Genomic DNA, 18,460 nt, shown 5'->3' with positions numbered 1-18,460 from the left:
ATGGCTTTAGATATGTTTCTAGAAATTGAGGGATGCAATCCAGATTGGAATGCATTGGAAAATGCAATGATCTCGACAGGAGTAGAAAATTTCGAAAACACGATGGCGATAAAGGAAGAAAATAAATTTTTATCTAAGCACCTAATTAAAGAAGTGAAATTTCGAGGTGATTTTGCAAAATCACATAGTCTTTTTTACGTTTGCAAATCTGAAAATTCACACGATATTATTTCCGAAGGAAACCACAACTGCGATTTCAAAGTGCAGTACACCATTGTCTTTCGTGTGAACAATGCCTACTACGATGAATTCGTAAAAGACATTCATAATTTTTTGCGAACATTGGCAGGACTATCATCCATGCAATTCGTACTGTCGTTTCAATATGAAGAAGTAAGAGCTATTCGCAACAAAGTAGGATTTGAATTCTTTTGGAATATGCCAAAGTAATACGGTAACTTTGCGGCGCTCACCTCTGAGCACCAGTGAAGTTGCGCAATATTTTCAACGGAATCCTGTACCAGGATTAAGACAACTGATCTTAATCAAAGACAGTAAAGTAGTCGTAATTGGGAGGTAAAAATGTCTTTGGATATGAGTTTGGAACTTGAGGGAAATTCTCCTGATTGGGTAGCGCTTGAGGACGCGGTAAGAGCGGTCGGAGTAGAGGACTTTGAAAACACGATGAAAAAAAGGAACGAGAATGATTTTTTAGCTAAATACGTTGCTAAAGAAGAAAAATTTGATGGATTCTTTTCAAAATCTCGATCTCATTTTTATTTGTATAAACGCGTTGAGTTGGGGGAACTCTATGCGGAAGGACGACATGGGTGTAATTTTAAAGTGCAATATGTAATTGTTTTCCGCATCAATAATGCGCACTACACTGAGTTTGTAGAAGATGTGTATGCATTTCTAGAAAAATTGGCAACCATCTCACCCATGCAGTTTGTTTTATCGTTTCAATCTGAAGAGGTCTACGCTATTCGTAACAAACAAGGTTTTGAATTCTTCTGGCATGCGCCAAGGTAATTTGGCTTCTATAGGCTACGATTTTCTAGTATTTGAAGCGCGCGGTCGGCGAAAAACGGATCGATAAATTTTTTCAATAGATCAGTGACTGCGTTGATCATCCAAATTAAATCCACATGAAAATTCTGAAATACTTACTGATCACTATCTGCGTTGTTATCTGTACTGCCTGCGCCTCGGGGGGCCAAAAACCGGTTGTCGGCCCGGCAGCCACCTTGCAGATATCGGATCCTGATTCGTACGGCGTCTACACGACGTTGGGTTTTACCGATTGCGGGATATCGTTCATCAATGATTGTGATCGCTCAAAGGGATTCACTAAGGGGAGTGGCAAGCAAAATTCTGGCAGAAAAATGCCTGCGCCCACGCCAGGGCGTGCAATGTTGCTCAATGCTGACTGGATGGTGACCAAGAGAGAGGCTTGTCATTTTGAGGCTATCTTTAAACCCAAGCCCGACAATACCTATTTGCTTGTCGTCTCAGCCATCAAGTCGACGGAATTTTGGAGTGCGTCCCAATGTAAGACGCAGTTTCTCAATACAACCGATCCAGAAAACGTGGTTCCTGTTGAACTCTTCCCTTGCAAGCTCTATGCATTTTGCAAATAGGATGGCGATTTTCCCGCGAAGTCTGACGTGTGATCCAAAAAAGGCTCCTATTTAGTCAATCGTGGCGCGTTGAATATTGCCCCGCCAGACGAGACGTTCAACATTCAGCGCGCCGGCACGATGAGGCATCGTTTTTCAGTAGACGATGCTGGCCTCGTGCCCGGTCAGATCCGTCAATTGCTTGAGGACTGCCTGCATGGTATTGGCATAAGTGGTTTTTGTGCCTTGATCACCAGCAAACAACAGTCCTACCGGATTATTTTGGGATGCAGTGGTGATCACGGAACCACTGTCTCCTGGAAGAGAAAAATATCCGGATACATGTTTGACCGAAAATGTGTTTTGAATGGTGACGACGCCATAGCCGGCATAATCCGTCGCAATCGTGAGAGCGATGGCCGTCACTTTTCCTTTCGTGACGCCGGTCGTACGGCCGCTTTTCTGAACCTCCATGCCCACGTATGGCGCAGTGACGGGAGCGACCATTTTTTCCACCTTGTTTTCGCCGCGCTCCATGCGTGGGTCGTTTTTGGTGTCGTCAAATGCGGCAATGGCGGCATCCACGGGAGAAGTCCCGCCCGGTGCCGCCAGTGGCACAAAATACGATAGCGCGCCAATCACGTCAGCAGGATCATTGCCATGATCTTCGATGGACGGCTGCGTGATCACCGTGCCGGGAGCTACCGAATTGCAATCGGCGAGTACATGATTGTTGCTTAGCATGTATTTGACATTGTTCACCATCACCTGGCAGCCCAGCGTGCCTGAATAGGCTTTTGTGCCCGGTGCGATCGACACGCCGCAGGTGACCGGGCGATATTTGGCTTGAAATCCCTGAGTCGATTCCAGCTCGTCTTCCGCGAATGCGGCGTCGCCATCCTGACGGCTTTGCGCACGGATACTGCCGACTTCTTCCAGCAAGACTTGATAACCGGATTTACTGAAGGTAGGCAGGGTCTGGTTGGCATAGTCAAGCCTGTCGACTAGCAACAGGAATGCCAGCTTGTCGGTGTTGTTGCCGGGATTGGTCAGCGCTGTGATGCCGACGCCCAGTACATTGCCGGTGGTTTTTCTGGCAGCGTTTGTCATGTGGGTAGTGACCAATATTTCGTGGTCACTCAGTACGTCGTCCAGTTCGCTTGGGGTGATGCCAAGATGACTGAGCTGCGAAAGCGTAATGTTTGGTTTCATTTCACTATCCTTTGGAACGGGTGAGATTGGTTTGCACGGGGCGCATCAGGGAACTGCGGTTGGCGTGCGGCGATGTCCGGCATGCGGATGTGCTACGGACATCGCGCAGGACATCAAGTGAACGAAAATACGTCCGGACCCAGGCCATTCAAATCACGTGTCCACGACACTGCAACGCTCGTGGTCCCCGCCACCAGCTTGTATGGCGTCATGGCGGAATAGTCTTGCAACGTGAAGTTGGGGCCATGCAGGGTCGGATCCGCAGCCATGAAATACAGGGTCGGCTCTAGTTCCAGGGTCACTGTCTTTCCTTGGTTGATGATGTCGTTAGGCGCAACGCCGACATTGACGATCGGTGTGCCTGCATTGGTCCATGAAATCGCGAGGCTGGTGACCGGCGAGTTGCAGTTGTTCACGACGCCGGCCTGGGCAGACGAGACATCGCCTTGGTTGATGTTCACGGGTGTCACGATCGGTCCCTGGCTGTTCGGGTTGGTCACCGCAAACAGATCCCCGGGATTGATGGAATAGATTTTCGAGCTCGGGCCGGGAGGATTGCCGCTCGCCGCATCGGTCACCTGCACGCCGAGGTCGATGACGAAGTCGAACGGCTGGTTGCCGCCTTGGGGCGGATTGAGGTCTTGCCATGCCAGATACTGGTAATTGGGCAATGCCCTGACGGGTTTCAGGAATACCAGAATATGGTTGGTGGTTGGGATGGTGAGGTTGTTGGTAACGGAGAACGTTGTGGTGATAGCCATGATTACTCCTGTGAGTGGATGAATGAACAAACCTGTTTCAATGTTTTGTGGCGTTCGTGATTCCAGCCGATACCGGTGATTCCGTTTGTGCAGTGAGAAAAATGCACAAACATCCATCGGCTTGCAGTCGAACAATCCGCCTGCATCGGCGAGCGTCACGCGCCACACTGGTAGGACGAAGGCGGGGCCGAAGATGTGAAATGAAAAGTGCAGAAGAGATGGATGAGCTTGCTCAGTGCGTGCGGCGTGAGCCGGCTTTGCGACTCAACCCGGTGCCGGCGACATACTTGAGCAGAGAGGACGTCATGATGTGGCGTGCTTCCTGGACGCGTTTGCGCGCATTCAACAGCGAAATTCCCAAACGATCCGAAATGATGTCGTAAGACGCTTCTTCCACGAACCGGAGTTCAGCGATGGTGCGCAGGCGGGGAGGCAATTCTTCGAAGGCGGTTTCGATTTTTGCCAGCAATTCTCCGTTCAGGACATGGTCCTCCGGCGACGTATGCCGCATATTGGTGATTTCATAGATATGCGTCAGGTTGTCATTGCGTCGCTCTTCTGCCTGATGAGACCGATGTTGATCGATATATAGATTGCGGGCGACCTTGCACAGCCAACCGCCAAGATTACGAATTTTTCTGATTTGTTCAGGCTGCTCCGAGCAGAATTTCAGGATCACGAGCCCGTGCAGGTCTTTCGCATCGTGAAGATTGCCTCTTGTTATCCTGCGGCAGTGCGAAAGCAGAAAGGCCTGATAGTTTGCTATCAGATGGCACAGAGCGGCGCTGCTTCCCTGGGCAAAGGCTTCCAACAATTCCTGATCCGATTGATTCGCTGCGTATCCGATATCGTCTTTTGTCGCCTCAAGATAATTCAAGGCAGTACGATCCTTTATCTCCACGGTTCTTCCTTCGATATGTTCTTTGAGTTGTGATCCAAGGAATGGCGCGGCCAACGTGTGGTCGTTTTGAATCCCGGGTCGAAAGATGCGTCGATGATGACGATGAAGATCAATTTGATAGAACTGAGTCACCTTCTGAGTAGTTCGCAAATGTCTCTTGTTTCAACCAACGCTGCTTCTGCTTGCAGTGAGAAGACGAAATAGGCGGGACATGTGTGAAGTGAAGAAGAGCCATAAGCGCGGTTTGTCATGCGTGACGGTGCAGATGCAAAGACAAAATTCGGCTTGCATGTTCTCAGACGTCGCTGTGTTTCACAGAGGGCAGGCGGCATGCACCGCCGTGCTATCGGGTATCTTTGTATTGGTGTCCCCAATATGTGCGAATGCACCGTGACGGCTGAAAATTATCCGGATGCGCAGTAGTTTTTTGAGGAGGGCATCAGAGCCCGGACGTTAGTAGGTTTTCCGGATTGGTGCCGGCAGCATTGGCTGATGTAATTGATGGGAGTGGTTTGAAGCTGGAGGGGGACAGTTTGATCTGCGCCGGTTTACCGTTGCTGATGCTGGTGTTCGGCATTGGATTGCGGGTGTCGCTACAGCAGTCAGGCTGCTTGCGCCGGATGCGCGTCAGACTGCTGTTGCATTAACGTTGCAAAAGCGGGCAAGAGCATAAGCTTGCCCAATAGGGGGGGCAACCGCGGAAGTGTTGTTCAGCGAAAAAAAAGCCGCATCAATGATGCGGCCAGAGGAACTGCCGGAATTCATTTCATCAATAGACGAGCGATGCGTGGTTCCCGGAAAGAAGCCAGGCAAGGGCGTCGCAGGGGTTTCGCGCAGCGTGCTGCATGATTGCGCGGGCGACCGTGGCCAGGGGCGCCTGATCCAGCGCCGGCATGAAGGTGATAGATCGAGACGGCGCAAGAACTACTACGGTCTTACAGGACGAAGCCAGTGCAACCCACATGGATTCAGGCAGTCTCCGCCGCATGCGTCTCCACCAGGAGCTTCTTGATCTCCGGCACGCAGGAGCCGCAGTTGCCGCCGGCCTTGAGGCAGGAGGTGACTTCGGCGACGGTCTTCAGGCCTTTTTCACGCACCGCATTGCAGATGGTGTTGCGGCCCACGCCGAAGCAGGAGCAGACCGTCGGGCCGGTGTCGGCGCCTTTTTCGATGGGCTGGCCGATCAGCAGGCCGACGCGGTCGGCTTCTTCCAGTTGCGCCTTGTCGAACAGGCTCGCCAGCCACGCGCGTGAGGGCAGGTCGGGGCGCTTCGACAGGAAGATGCACATATCGATGCGATCGTTGTCGACGTGCACGGCGCGATAGACGCCGGCGGTGCTGTCTTCGTATTCAAGCCAGTCGGCCTCGACGTCATGCACGCCGAGCAGCGTGCGCGCCCATGCGCTGTGGTCGGCAATGAGCTTGCGTCCGGCCAGTTCGTAGCGCGCAAAATCGCGGCCCTGGATGCGTGTCCAGTGCGTGATTTCGTCCAGCGCCAGCGCCTTGCGGCTGAGGATGAAGCCATGCCAGGACACGCCGAATTCTTCGATGTTCACCGGCGTGTGTTTGAACTCCGGTTCGCCCGAGACCGGATCGACCACCGGATTGACCAGCGCGCCGACGCGTGCGTCGGAGGCGGTCTGGCTGTTCCAGTGGATGGGGATGAAGATGCTGCCGCGCGCGATGCCGCCGCTGTGCTGCACGCGCGCCACCATGGCGCCCCAGCGCGAGCTGATGCGCGCCAAGCCGCCTTCGCGCACGCCGTAGCGCAAGGCGTCCTGCGGATGCATGTCGACGAAGGATTCCGGCACGTGATCGGCCAGCCGCGCCGACTTGCCGGTGCGCGTCATGGTGTGCCACTGATCGCGCACGCGGCCGGTGTTGAGCGTGAGCGGAAACTCTTCGTCCGGCAAATGCGCCGGGCCGCGCGGCGGCGTGGCGACGAAGCGCGCCTTGCCGTCGGGGTGGGAATAACGGTGATCGCCGAACAGTCGCGCTGTACCGGTTTTGTCGGCTTGCACCACCGGCCACTGTACCGGTTGCAGTTCGTCGAACTGTTTTTTGTCCATGCCGGTCAGCCCGTCCAGGTTGAACAGTCGGTGGCTGTGCCCGGCGATCTGCGGCGAACCGTTGCGATAGCTGCTCAGGCGCGCGTGTTCGTCGAAGATGGCATGCGCACCGGCAAAGTCGAAGCCGCGGTAACCCATGCGTCTGGCGACGTCGCAGATCACCTGCCAGTCCGGACGTGCTTCGCCGGGCGCGGACAGAAAGCTGCGCTGGCGCGAGATGCGGCGTTCCGAATTGGTGACCGTGCCGTCCTTTTCGCCCCAGCCCAGCGCCGGCAGCAGAATATGGGCGAAGGCATTGGTGTCGGTTTTTTCCATGATGTCGGAGGAGACTACCAGTTCGCACTTCGACAGCGCGCGCTCGACCACGTTGGCGTCCGGCATGCTCACCATGGGGTTGGTCGCCATGATCCACACGGCCTTGATACGGCCGGCTTCGATGGCGTTGAACAGATCGACCGCTTTGAGTCCCGGCTTGTCGGCCATGCGCGGCGAACCCCAGAAGGTTTGCACGGTGTCGCGATGCAGCGCGTTGTCCAGGTCCATGTGCGCGGCCAGCATGTTGGCCAGGCCGCCGACTTCGCGTCCGCCCATGGCGTTGGGCTGGCCGGTGATCGAAAACGGTCCCATGCCCGGCTTGCCGATGCGGCCGCTGATCAGGTGGCAGTTGATGATGCTGTTGACCTTGTCGGTGCCGGCGGAGGATTGGTTGACGCCCATCGAAAACGCCGTGATGACTTTCTCGGTATTGGCGAAGGATTCATAGAACGCCAGCAAGTCGTTGACGTCGACCTTGCAGATGCGCGCGACTTCATGCGGATCGGCGCAATCGGCGTCGGCAATCGCCAGTGCTTCGCCGAGACCGGTGGTGTGGGCGTCGACAAAGGCGTTGTCGCGCGCGCCGCGATGCGCCAGGTAACTCATCAGGCCGTTGAACAGCCAGACGTCGGTGCCGGCCTTGACCGGCAGATGCATGTCGGACAGTTCGCAGGTCGCGGTGCGGCGCGGGTCGATGACGACCAGTTTCATGTCGGGACGGTTTTCCTTGGCCTTGGCAATACGTTGAAAGAGGATAGGGTGGCACCACGCCGTGTTCGAGCCGACCAGCACGACCATGTCGGCCAACTCAAGATCTTCATAGCAGACCGGCACCAGGTCTTCGCCGAACGCGCGCTTGTGGCCGGCCACGGCCGACGACATGCACAGGCGTGAATTGGTGTCGATGTTGGCGCTGCCGATATAGCCCTTCATGAGCTTGTTGGCGATGTAATAGTCTTCCGTCAGCAACTGGCCGGAGACGTACAGCGCAACCGAATCAGGACCATGCCGGTCGATGATGCCGCGCAGGCCGCCCGCGACCTTGTCGAGCGCCGCATCCCAGCTCACGCGTTGCATGTCGCCATTGTCGTCGCGCATCTTCGGATGCAACAGGCGTCCGTCGAGGTCGACCGTTTCGCCGAGCGCCGAGCCTTTGACGCACAGGCGGCCCTTGTTGGCCGGATGCAGTTCGTCGCCGGCAATCGCGATCGCGCCGTCGTTCTGCATGGACGCGCGCACGCCGCACCCGACGCCGCAATACGGGCAGGTGGTCTTGGTGCCGACGGTCGAAAGCGGGATGTTGGTGAGATTCACGATGGTTTCCTGATCAGGCTGCCTTGTTGCCTTGAGTCTGGCCGCAGATGGCCTGACCGAACAGCAGTTGATGACGGATGGCGGAGATGTCGCCGCCTTTCTGGATCAGATCGAAGTACCACGGGCCGTCCTTGACGTCGCCGTAGAGTACGGCGCCGATCAGTTTGCTGCCCTTGAGCACCAGCCGTTTGTAGATGCCGCGGCGCGGGTCGCGCAGGACCAGGTCTTCGGTGTCTTCCGCCGCGATGAAGTCGCCCGCCGAATACAGATCGACGCCGGTGACTTTGAGCTTGGTGGCGGTGGCTTGTTGCACGTAGCGGCGATGACCGGCGCCGGCCAGGTGGGCGCCGCACACGCGCGCCTGATCCCAGATCGGCGCGACCAGTCCGAAGGTGGCCTTGCGGTGCTGCACGCATTCGCCGACGGCGTAGATGCGCGGATCGTAGGTTTGCAGCGTGTCGTCGACCACGATGGCGCGGTCGCAGTGCAGGCCGGCGTCTTTCGCCAGCGCGATGTTGGGGCGCACGCCGGCGGTCATGACGACCAGGTCGGCCGGGATTTCGGAACCATCCTTGAAGCGCACCGCCGTGACGCGATCGGCGCCGACGATGGATTCCGTCTGCGCGTTCAGCAGGAAGCGCAGGCCTTTCATCTCCAAGGCCTTCTTCAGCAGCGCCGCCGCAGGTTTGTCCAGTTGCTGGTTCATCAGGCTGTCGGTGACGTGCACCACGGTCACGTCCATGCCTTGCCGCAGCAAGCCGTTGGCGGCTTCCAGACCGAGCAGGCCGCCGCCGATCACCACCGCATGGCGATGGCTGCGCGCGGCGTCGAGCATGGTGTTGACGTCCTGGATGTCGCGGAACGCGATCACGCCCGGCAGCTCGTGGCCCGGCACCGGGATGATGAAAGGCTTGGAGCCGGTCGCCAGCAGCAGGCGGTCGTATTGGATCTCCACGCCGGCTTGCGAGCGCACGGTGCGGCGACGGCGGTCGATTTTTTCGACCGGGTCGCCGGCGTGCAGCGTGATGTTGTTTTGTTCGTACCACTCGCGCGTGTTGAGCATGATGTCTTCCATGCTCTTGTCGCCCGCCAGCACCGGCGACAACAGGATGCGATTGTAATTGCCGTGCGGCTCGGCGCCGAACACGGTGATGTCGTACAGGTCCGGCGCCAGCTTGAGCAATTCTTCGACCGTGCGCATGCCGGCCATGCCGTTGCCGATCACCACCAGCGACGGTTTCTGCGAAGAAGCGTTTGAAGACTCAGCGGATGCCGGAACGACTGTCATGCGCCCACCCACACCTTGCCGTGATCGATGCGTGCGGGATAAGCGCTGACCGAATGTTCCGGCGCTTCCAGGCATTCGCCGGTCTGCAGGTCAAAGTGCTGCTTGTAGATCGGCGAGGCCACCACGATGCGTTCGCCGATGCTGCCGACCAGGCCGCGCGACAGCACCGAAGCGTCGGCATTGGGATCGTAGTTGCCGATGGCGAAGACGCGGGTCTCCTCCCGGTTGCCGTCGATCACGTGGAACACCGCCACCTGTTCGCCGTTGATCAGCGCGCAGACGCCGGTATTGGGCACGATGTCGTTGATGTCGCAGACTTCGATCCAGTGTTCAATTTGTCGGTCGCTGTGCATGTGTTTCTCCTTCATTTACTCATCATCCCCGTCGTCCTGACGAAAGTCAGGACCCAGTGCCGTGTCTTCGATCAACCTGCATTGCGTGTATTCAACGCCGCTGGGTTCTGACTTTCGTCAGAACGACAAGTTACTTTTATACCGCCTCCGCCACCACCGGAATATCGATCAGCTTGCGCTCGGCCACCGTGGCCGGACGGATCTGACCGCGCTCGTCGACGAACTTGACGTTGTTGTCGGCTTCCTTGCTGTTGACGAAGTGGCGGAAGCGCTTGCGCGTCTCCGGATCGTTGACGGCTTTCTTCCATTCGCATTCATAGGTGTCGACCACGTGCTGCATGTCGGCTTCCAGTTCGGCGGCGATGCCGAGCTTGTCGTCGATCACCACGCTCTTCAGATAATCGAGGCCGCCTTCAAGGTTGTCGCGCCAGGTGCTGGTGCGTTGCAGGCGATCCGCGGTGCGCACGTAAAACATCAGGAAGCGGTCGATGTAGCGCACCAGCGACGCCTTGTCGAGATCGGAGGCGATCAGCTCGGCGTGGCGCGGCTTCATGCCGCCGTTGCCGCAGACGTACAGGTTCCAGCCTTTTTCGGTGGCGATGATGCCGACGTCCTTGCCTTGCGCTTCCGCGCATTCGCGGGTGCAGCCGGAGACGCCGAACTTGATCTTGTGCGGCGAGCGCAGGCCCTTGTAGCGATTCTCCAGTTCGATGGCGAGGCCGACGCTGTCATCCACGCCGTAGCGGCACCAGGTCGAGCCGACGCAGGATTTGACCGTGCGCAGCGACTTGCCGTAGGCGTGGCCGGTTTCGAAACCGGCGGCGATCAGTTCTTCCCAGATGTCCGGCAATTGCTCGACGCGGGCGCCGAACAGGTCGACGCGCTGGCCGCCGGTGATCTTGGTGTAGAGGCCGTACTTCTTGGCGATCTGGCCGACCGCGATCAGGCCGTCCGGCGTGACTTCGCCTCCGGCCATGCGCGGCACCACCGAATAGGTGCCGTCCTTCTGGATGTTGCCGAGGAAGTAATCGTTCGAATCCTGCAGGCTGGCGTGTTCCTTCTTGAGCACGAAGTCATTCCAGCACGAGGCCAGGATGTTGGCGGCGACCGGCTTGCAGATATCGCAGCCGAGGCCCTTGCCGTGTTGCGCCAGCAGCTCGCCGAAGCTCCTGATCTTGTTCACGCGCACCAGGTGGTGCAGCTCCTGGCGCGAATAGGCGAAGTGTTCGCAGACATGGTTGTTGACGGCCAGGCCTTGCTTCTTCATCTCGGCCTTCATCACCTGGGTGACCAGCGGCACGCAGCCGCCGCACGAAGTGCCGGCCTTGGTGCAGGTCTTGAGGTCGCCGATGTTGGTCACGCCCGAGGCCACCGCCGCGCACAGGTCCGCCTTGGAGACATTGTTGCAGGAGCAGATTTGCGCGGAGTCGGGCAGGGCATCGACGCCGAGGCCGACCCTGGCCTTGCCGTCGGCTTGCGGCAGGATCAGGAACTCGGGCGACTCCGGCAATTCGATGCGGTTGAGCATCATCTGCAACAACGTGCCGTATTCGGCGGCGTCGCCGACCATCACCGCGCCGAGCAGGTGCTTGCCGGATTCGGAGACGACGATCTTCTTGTAGATCTGCTTGCGTTCATCGGTGAACTGGAACGAGCGGCTGCCGGCTTCCTTGCCGTGCGGGTCGCCGATGCTGGCGACGTCCACGCCCATGAGCTTCAACTTGGTGCTCATGTCGGCGCCGTTGAATTGCGGGGCATTGCCGGCGTCGTCGTTCAGATGCGCCAGCACGTGCTTGGCGGCGATGCGCGCCATGTCGTAGCCGGGCGCGACCAGGCCGAAGATCTTGCCGTTCCACAGTGCGCATTCGCCGATGGCGTAGACGTGGGGATCGGAAGTGATGCAGCTGTTGTCGATGACGATGCCGCCGCGGTCGCCGACCTTCAGGCCGGCTTCGCGCGCCAGTTCGTCGCGCGGACGGATGCCGGCCGAGAACACGATCATGTCGGTGTCGAGGTGGGTGCCGTCCTCGAAGTTCATGCGATGCGTGCCGGTCTTGCCGTCGACGATTTCCAGCGTGTTCTTTTGCGTGTGGGCGGTGACGCCGAGGTCCTGGATCTTCTGGCGCAGGATGCGACCGCCGCTCTCGTCGACCTGCACCGCCATCAGGCGCGGGGCGAATTCGACCACATGGGTTTCCAGGTTCATGTCGCGCAAGGCCTTGGCGCATTCCAGGCCGAGCAGGCCGCCGCCGATGACCACGCCGGTCCTGGAGCGCTTGCCGCATTCGAGCATCGCTTCGAGGTCTTCGATGGTGCGATAGACGAAGCAATCCTTGCGCTGGTTGCCCGCGACGGTCGGGACGAAAGGGTAGGAGCCGGTCGCCATCACGAGCTTGTCGTAAGACATGGTCTCGACCACGCCGCCGACGTTGACGGTCACGGTCCTGGCGGCGATGTCGATGTCCTGCGCCTTGGCGTTGAGCTTGAGGTCGAAGTGGATGCTGCTCTTGCCGGCGTCGAAAAAGCCGGGCGCCACCAGCGACAGATCGTCGGCGGTCTTGCCGGCGAAGAATTCGGACAGATGCACGCGGTCGTAGGCCGGACGCGGTTCTTCGCACAATACGGTGACATGGATATTGGAGGCGCCGCTTTCGGCAAGCGATTCCAGGAACTTGTGACCGACCATGCCGTGGCCAATGACGATGATGTTCATGATCCGGTTCTCCTCAGGCTGGAATGTTGTTGCCGGCAACGGCAAGGGCAGGCTCGTCGCTCTTGTCGCCGCTGGTGAAGCGCACGGCGACGGCGCACAGCGCCGATACCGTCACCAGCACGCCCAGCATGCTCAATGTCTGTTGCGTGTTGCCGAGGCTCTTCATCAGGAAGCCCGCCAGCACCGCGCCGACGTTGCCGCCCGCGCCGATGATGCCGGCCACGCCGCCCAGCGCCTTGCGATCGATGAAGGGCACCAGCGCATAGGTCGCGCCGCAAGCCATGTGGGTGAACAGGCCGAAGCACAGCATCGCGACGACCGCCAGCGCGACGCTGCCGGCATGGGCAAACCACAACAGGCCGAGGCCTTCGCCCAGCATCATCACGAACAGCAGGGTGGCGCGGCGATTGAGGCCGCCACGTTGCGCTACCTTGTCGGAGACGATGCCGCCCAGCGCCCGTGCAAACAGCGCCAGCAGACCGAAGCTCGCCGCCGCGATACCGGCGCTTTTCAGGGACAGGCCGAAGTGATCGACGTAATAGATGGCGGCGATGTTGTGGATGAAGATTTCCACGCCGAAGCAGGCGCCGTAGGTGACGAACAGCATCCACACGCGGTAGTTGGCGCTGGCGGCGCGGAAGCTGGCCCAGCCGCCTTTTTTACCGCTTTCGATGGCGATGCCGGCAGCGCGCAATTCATCGAAATTGCCTTGCGGGCAATCCTGGGTGAAGTGCCAGTACATCGCCGCCATCACCAGCATCAGCAAGCCCGGCACCAGTAACGCGACGCGCCAGCCCAGGCTTTCGCCCACGCCCAGCATCAGCATGGCGGCCAGCAACAGCGGCATCAGGCCCTGCGCCACGCCGCCGCCGGCATTGCCCCAGCCGGCGGTCGCCGCATTGGCGGTGCCGACCACGTTGGGCGCGAACATCACCGAGGTGTGGTACTGCGTGATCACGAAACTGGCGCCGACCGCGCCGATGCACAGGCGGAAGAACAGGAAGCTCTCATAGCTTTGCGAAAAACTCACGCCGATCACGGGGATCGCGCCGGCCAGCAGCAGGCCGGTATAGGTCTTGCGCGGACCGTAGCGATCGCACAGCGGACCGATGATCAGGCGCACCAGGATCGTCACGGCCACGGCCGCGATATTGATATTGGCGATCTGCTCGATGCTCAGGCCGAGCTGGCCCTTGATGACCGGCATCAGGGGCGCGCAGGCGAACCAGGCGAAGAAGCAGACGAAGAACGCCATCCACGTCAGGTGGAAGGCGCGCATTTGCGGCGAGGCCAGCGAAAACAGTTGGATCTTGCTTGCCTTGCTGTTGCTGATATTTGAAGTCACGGCCATTTTTATCCCGTTAAAAACAAAAAGGCGTCCGCTCAACAAGGCAAGAATGCCAAGCTAAGCGGACGCCGTTGTCCTGCAGATCCGTCTTTAGATCGGCATTAAGAATGAGGGGGATCGTCGTTGATCCGTACCCGGCTATATGCAAAGCCTGTGCCAGAGAGGCGGAATCCCTTGTCGCAGAAGGGTTTCAGGGGAAGTGGGGATGATGGGGGAGAGGTGGCGACAAAAATATATGTCACGTTATGAGGTGTTGCGGTGCAAGGCTGCTCGCAAATGGTGCGCTGCACCGGGCGATTTTGGGTAGATGGCCGAACGGCGGCCCCTGATGCATGCCGGAAAGCCGACATGTCTCGCCGGCAAGAAAATCCGCCCGGCGGCAGGATCAGGCAATCCTGCTGCAGCATCGGTCTACCGCATCCGCGCACCCGGGACCTACCATGTTTCGCATGCCCACTCATCGCCTTCACAAGGAAACCGACATGCGACACATCAACGAAATCTACATCAACGGCCAGTTCGTCCAACCCCACGGCACGGAAATCATGGAACTGGTCAACCCGGCCAACAAGACTACGATTGCCGCCGTCCGCCTGGCCGACGAAGAAGATGCGCGCCGCGCCATTGCCGCAGCGAAAGCCGCGTACAAAACATTTTCGCGCACCAGCAAGGAAGAGCGCATCGGCTATCTGCAAGCCATGCACGACGCCATCCAGCGTCGTTCGCAAGAACTGATCGACGTCATGATCGCGGAATACGGCGGCACGCGTCGCGTGTGCACCGCCACCGTGGCGCGCTCGGCCAACAGTTTTCTGCTGGCCATCGAGTTGCTGAAGAGCTTCGATTTCGTGCGCCAGGCCGGCACGGCGCGCGTGACGATGGAGCCGCTCGGCGTAGTCGGCCTGATTACCCCGTGGAATGCCAACTACGGCTTCATCTGCAGCAAGCTGTCGACCGCGCTGGTTGCCGGCAGCACGGCCGTCATCAAGCCCAGCGAGCTGAGCGCCATGCAGACGCAGCTGCTGACGCAATGCCTGCATGAGGCCGGCCTGCCGCCGGGCGTATTCAACATCGTCACCGGCCGCGGCGACACCGTCGGCGCCGAAATCACGCGCCATCCCGACATCGCCAAGATATCTTTCACCGGTTCGACCGCCGTCGGCAAGCAGATCGCCCGCGGCGCCGTCGACACCATGAAGCGCGTCACGCTGGAGCTCGGCGGCAAGTCGCCCAACATCCTGCTCGACGATGCCGACCTGGCGACGGCGATCCCGCAGGCGGTGATGGCGGCGGCGTTCAACAACGGCCAGGCCTGCCTCGCAGGCACGCGCCTGATCGTGCCCGAGCAGCGCCTGGAAGAGGTCAAGGCGCTGGTCAGGCAAGCCGTGGCGGCAATGAAGGTCGGCAATCCCGGCGACGAAGATACGATGATCGGTCCCTTGGTCACGCAAAAGCAATATGAGCGCGTGCAGAGCTACATCCGCCTCGGCGTGGAAGAGGGCGCTGAATTGCTGGTCGGCGGCGAAGGTCATCCCCAGGGGCTGGAGCATGGCTATTTCGTCAAGCCGACGGTGTTCGTCAACGTCACCAACGACATGCGCATCGCCCGCGAGGAAATCTTCGGCCCGGTCTTGTCCATCCTGACGTATCGCACGGAGGAAGAAGCCATCGACATCGCCAACGACACCGTCTACGGCTTGCACGGCTACGTCAGCGGCGCCGACCTGGAGCGCGCCAACCGCGTGGCGTCGCAGATCGTGGCGGGGCGCGTCTTCATCAACGGCCTGTACGACGAACCGCGCGCGCCGTTCGGCGGCTTCAAGCAATCCGGCATCGGCCGCGAGTTCGGGCCTTACGGCCTGGAAGCTTATGTTGAACCGAAAGCCATCATTGGTTACGATGTCCCGGTCCATGAAAACGCCCAACGCTAACTCTTCTGCGGTTACCACCGACCTGCTCGCGCAGTTGCGGGCGGAGGTGGCTGCGCATTTCGCCGGCGTACCGGCCTCGCAGCGCGATGTGCTGACGGCGATCCCCTATCTGTCCTTCATCCGCATCTGCCAGCCGACGGACTTGAGCCGCGGCATGCTGGAACCGTCCATGTGCATGGTGGTGCAAGGCCGCAAGAAGGTGCTGATCGGCAAGACCGTCAATCATTACGGCAGCGGCAGCTATGTGTTGTCGGCGATCGATCTGCCGGTGTCCGGGCAGATCGTGGAAGCGGATGAAGACGCGCCGTATTACGGCGTGCGCATCGACCTCGATCCGAAAGAGATCGCAGCCTTCATCATCGAACTCAACATTCCCGCGCCGCCAAAACGCAGCACGCGCGTCGGCGCCTATGTCGAAGAATCGGATGCCGAGCTGCAGGAGACTTTCTTGCGCCTGATCCGTCTGCTGAAAAAGCCGCAGGACATCCCCGCGATGTCGCGCATCCTCAAGCAGGAAATCATGTACCGCCTGATCTCGGCGCAGAACGGCGACGTGCTGTATCACACCGTGCTGTCGCATTATCAGGAACGCGGCGTCAACGACGCCATCCAGTGGATCAAGCAGAATTATGCCGAACCGATGTCGATCGAGAAGCTGGCGAAGCAGGTCCGCATGAGCGTGTCGACCCTGCATCATCGCTTCAAGGCGACCACGGTGATGAGTCCGCTGCAATACCAGAAGCAGACGCGTTTGCTGGAAGCGCGCCGCATGCTCATGGCCGGCGGCATGGAAGCGGCCACGGTCGCTTATAAAGTCGGTTATGAAAGCCCGTCGCAGTTCAGCCGCGAATACCGCCGCCTGTTCGGCGCGTCGCCGTTACAGGACGTGGAATATCTCAGGCACCACGCTGTGGAGTAGACGGCAAGGCGAGCGGGAGCGCCGGCTTACCAGCGCAACAGCGCCGGCCCGAAGAGCCAGCCCAGCACGGCAGGAATCAGCATGCCGCCGAGATACCAGATCCCCCAGAAGGGCACGCCCATTTCCGGGCAATGCAGGCAATAGGCGACGGTCGCCACCGAGCCGGCCAGCAGGCCGGCCATGGCGCCGGCCAGGCGCAGGCGCGTCGGCGCCAGTTGGCGCACGGCCCAGGTGATCGTGACGCAGGCCGGTATCGACAGCATGGCGATATTGAACGGACAGCGGCGCCAGGTGAAGCCCATGATCAGATTCAGGCGTTCGCCGTCCGGCGCAATGGCCAGCACCGCGAGCGCCGCGATCCAGATCACCAGCACCGGCGCGGCCGGCGCGATCCAGCGTTGGCCGATCTCCGCGCCGGGGCGGCTCAGGCGCGCCAGCAGCCACAGCGAAGCGACCGCCAGCGACAGCGGGAAGGCCATCTTGAACCAGAACAGCGGCGTGACCAGCATGGTGCGGATATCCGGACGGATGCCGAACAGCAGCACCATCAGGATGAAGGCGCCGGCGCCGCCGACGGCAAGGGCTTGCGAGAAGCGTTTGAACTGCACGTGACGATCCACCGGTTTGACGCCGGTGGCGAGCATGGAAATGAAATCGTCGGTCTTCATGAAAACAATCGTATTTTGGCCGCGAGGGATTTGAGCCCGCGGTGTATGCCTATTTTAACGGCGGATTCGGACAAGCCCGTCAGTTGCGCGGTTTCGGCCACCGACATGCCTTGCAGTTTAACGTGAACGATGGGCAGGCGTTGCTTGTCCGGCAATTGTTCCAGCAGTACGTTGATGTCGCGCTTGGCATCGTTGGCCGGCTCTTCATCGGCGCTGGAAAAGATGTCGACGTAGTCGTCCAGCGGCTCGTTGAAGGCATCGTGACGCGAGCGCATGCGCAAAAAGTCCATCAGCTTGTAACGCGCAATCGCATATACCCAGGCGGTCAACGGTTCGTCCGCGCGGTAGGTGTGGCGCGCGTTGTGCACGGCCAGCAGGGTTTCCTGGACGATATCCTCGACTTCGTCGTGCAGATGGAACAGGCGCTTCCTGACATAAGCGCGCAGGCGACTGCTGAGTTCGTCGAGGAAGGCGCGATAGGCTGTTTCATTGCCGTCCAGCCCGGCCAGGATCAGCGCTTTCAGGCGCTCCTCGACGGACGTCCCCGCATCGGTCTCTGTTTTTTCTACGTTCTCGGTCAGTCGCTTCATCAGGCGGCCAGGGCAATGGTCGGTCGCAGGCATCAGGAATGCTGCAGATTGGATTATTGGATTGATCGTGTCGGGATGATATACCAGAACTTGCTTCATCAATTCTCCTCCGGCGCGCGGTCGGCGAGATCGTCGAGATCGGCGGTGCACGGCGCTTCACGTTGCCTCACCAGTGCAATAAGCGCGGGCCGAGCAGGGCGCCGACCGCGGCCGGCGCCAGCATGCCGATGACATACCAGACGCCCCAGAACGGCAATGCCATTTCCGTGCAATACAAGGTGTAGACCACCACGCCCTGCGCGCCGGCCACCAGCCCGATACTGGCGCCGGTCAGCGCCAGCCGCGTCGGCGCCAGCCCGCGCATGGCCCAGAACATCGAAAAGAAAGTCGGCAGCGACAGCAGCGCGATATTCAACGAACACACCTGCCAGGTCGATCCCAGCACCAGCGGCAGGCGCC

At 59.4% G+C, this 18,460-nt stretch carries 16 protein-coding genes; 5 read left to right on the top strand and 11 right to left on the bottom strand.

The features are described 5' to 3' along the window. From PMI16_RS22620 to PMI16_RS22610, 3 genes are all read left to right on the top strand, one after another. A complete protein-coding gene (locus PMI16_RS22620; protein ID WP_007883976.1) occupies nucleotides 1-450 on the top strand; it encodes a hypothetical protein in 450 nt (149 codons plus the stop codon). A gap of 132 nt (nucleotides 451-582) precedes the next feature. Further along, on the top strand, nucleotides 583-1,032 hold the full coding sequence (locus PMI16_RS22615; RefSeq protein ID WP_007883975.1) for a hypothetical protein: 450 nt from the start codon (nucleotides 583-585) through the stop codon (nucleotides 1,030-1,032). Nucleotides 1,033-1,148: 116 nt separating this feature from the next. After that, complete coding sequence (locus tag PMI16_RS22610; RefSeq protein WP_034381918.1) at nucleotides 1,149-1,640, top strand: hypothetical protein; 492 nt, start codon at nucleotides 1,149-1,151, stop codon at nucleotides 1,638-1,640. A 135-nt stretch (nucleotides 1,641-1,775) separates the two neighbouring features. Here PMI16_RS22610 and PMI16_RS22605 read toward each other — a convergent pair whose 3' ends face one another. From PMI16_RS22605 to PMI16_RS22565, 8 genes are all read right to left on the bottom strand, one after another. Continuing rightward, nucleotides 1,776-2,831 (bottom strand): hypothetical protein, encoded by a 1,056-nt coding sequence (locus PMI16_RS22605; protein WP_007883973.1) that lies wholly within the window; start codon nucleotides 2,829-2,831, stop codon nucleotides 1,776-1,778. A gap of 113 nt (nucleotides 2,832-2,944) precedes the next feature. After that, entirely contained in the window at nucleotides 2,945-3,592 is a 648-nt protein-coding gene (locus PMI16_RS22600; RefSeq protein ID WP_007883970.1) for a hypothetical protein, read from the bottom strand. Between the two features lie 232 nt (nucleotides 3,593-3,824). Continuing rightward, nucleotides 3,825-4,625: an RNA polymerase sigma factor gene (locus PMI16_RS25520; protein ID WP_157212763.1), complete on the bottom strand. Its 801-nt coding sequence runs from the start codon at nucleotides 4,623-4,625 to the stop codon at nucleotides 3,825-3,827. Between the two features lie 836 nt (nucleotides 4,626-5,461). Continuing rightward, nucleotides 5,462-8,191, bottom strand: a complete 2,730-nt coding sequence (locus PMI16_RS22585) for a nitrate reductase (protein WP_007883968.1) — start codon at nucleotides 8,189-8,191, stop codon at nucleotides 5,462-5,464. A 13-nt stretch (nucleotides 8,192-8,204) separates the two neighbouring features. Beyond that, nucleotides 8,205-9,479, bottom strand: coding sequence for an NAD(P)/FAD-dependent oxidoreductase (locus PMI16_RS22580; protein ID WP_007883967.1), 1,275 nt, complete (start codon nucleotides 9,477-9,479; stop codon nucleotides 8,205-8,207). Beyond that, nucleotides 9,476-9,832: a nitrite reductase small subunit NirD gene (gene nirD / locus PMI16_RS22575; protein ID WP_007883966.1), complete on the bottom strand. Its 357-nt coding sequence runs from the start codon at nucleotides 9,830-9,832 to the stop codon at nucleotides 9,476-9,478. Before nirD ends, PMI16_RS22580 begins: the two co-directional genes overlap by 4 nt. A 136-nt stretch (nucleotides 9,833-9,968) precedes the next feature. Next, nucleotides 9,969-12,545 carry a nitrite reductase large subunit NirB gene (gene nirB, locus PMI16_RS22570; protein ID WP_007883965.1) on the bottom strand — a complete coding sequence of 859 codons (2,577 nt, stop codon included), beginning with the start codon at nucleotides 12,543-12,545 and terminating at the stop codon, nucleotides 9,969-9,971. Between the two features lie 13 nt (nucleotides 12,546-12,558). Next, complete coding sequence (locus PMI16_RS22565; RefSeq protein WP_007883964.1) at nucleotides 12,559-13,896, bottom strand: MFS transporter; 1,338 nt, start codon at nucleotides 13,894-13,896, stop codon at nucleotides 12,559-12,561. A 479-nt stretch (nucleotides 13,897-14,375) separates the two neighbouring features. Here PMI16_RS22565 and PMI16_RS22560 point away from each other — a divergent pair, with 479 nt between their 5' ends. Together PMI16_RS22560 and PMI16_RS22555 are read left to right on the top strand one after the other, a co-directional pair. Continuing rightward, nucleotides 14,376-15,824, top strand: a complete 1,449-nt coding sequence (locus tag PMI16_RS22560) for an aldehyde dehydrogenase family protein (RefSeq protein ID WP_007883963.1) — start codon at nucleotides 14,376-14,378, stop codon at nucleotides 15,822-15,824. Beyond that, nucleotides 15,805-16,743 carry an AraC family transcriptional regulator gene (locus tag PMI16_RS22555; protein WP_007883962.1) on the top strand — a complete coding sequence of 313 codons (939 nt, stop codon included), beginning with the start codon at nucleotides 15,805-15,807 and terminating at the stop codon, nucleotides 16,741-16,743. The genes PMI16_RS22560 and PMI16_RS22555 overlap by 20 nt, the downstream gene beginning before the upstream one ends. A 26-nt stretch (nucleotides 16,744-16,769) precedes the next feature. Here the strand turns inward: PMI16_RS22555 and PMI16_RS22550 are convergent, their stop codons facing one another. From PMI16_RS22550 to PMI16_RS22540, 3 genes are all read right to left on the bottom strand, one after another. Beyond that, the gene (locus PMI16_RS22550; protein ID WP_007883956.1) at nucleotides 16,770-17,411 is read right to left on the bottom strand and encodes a DUF1109 domain-containing protein; all 642 of its coding nucleotides are present in this window, start codon (nucleotides 17,409-17,411) and stop codon (nucleotides 16,770-16,772) included. Then, complete coding sequence (locus PMI16_RS22545; protein WP_034381919.1) at nucleotides 17,408-18,001, bottom strand: sigma-70 family RNA polymerase sigma factor; 594 nt, start codon at nucleotides 17,999-18,001, stop codon at nucleotides 17,408-17,410. The genes PMI16_RS22550 and PMI16_RS22545 overlap by 4 nt, the downstream gene beginning before the upstream one ends. A 166-nt stretch (nucleotides 18,002-18,167) precedes the next feature. Beyond that, a partial coding sequence (locus tag PMI16_RS22540) for a DUF1109 domain-containing protein (protein ID WP_007883952.1) occupies nucleotides 18,168-18,460 on the bottom strand: 293 nt, incomplete at its 5' end.

The sequence above is a fragment of the Herbaspirillum sp. CF444 genome (genome assembly GCF_000282135.1).
Classification (GTDB): Bacteria; Pseudomonadota; Gammaproteobacteria; order Burkholderiales; family Burkholderiaceae_D; genus Herbaspirillum.
The sequence above is the reverse complement of the archived record's forward strand: the minus strand, read 5'-3'. Positions and strand labels throughout refer to the sequence as shown.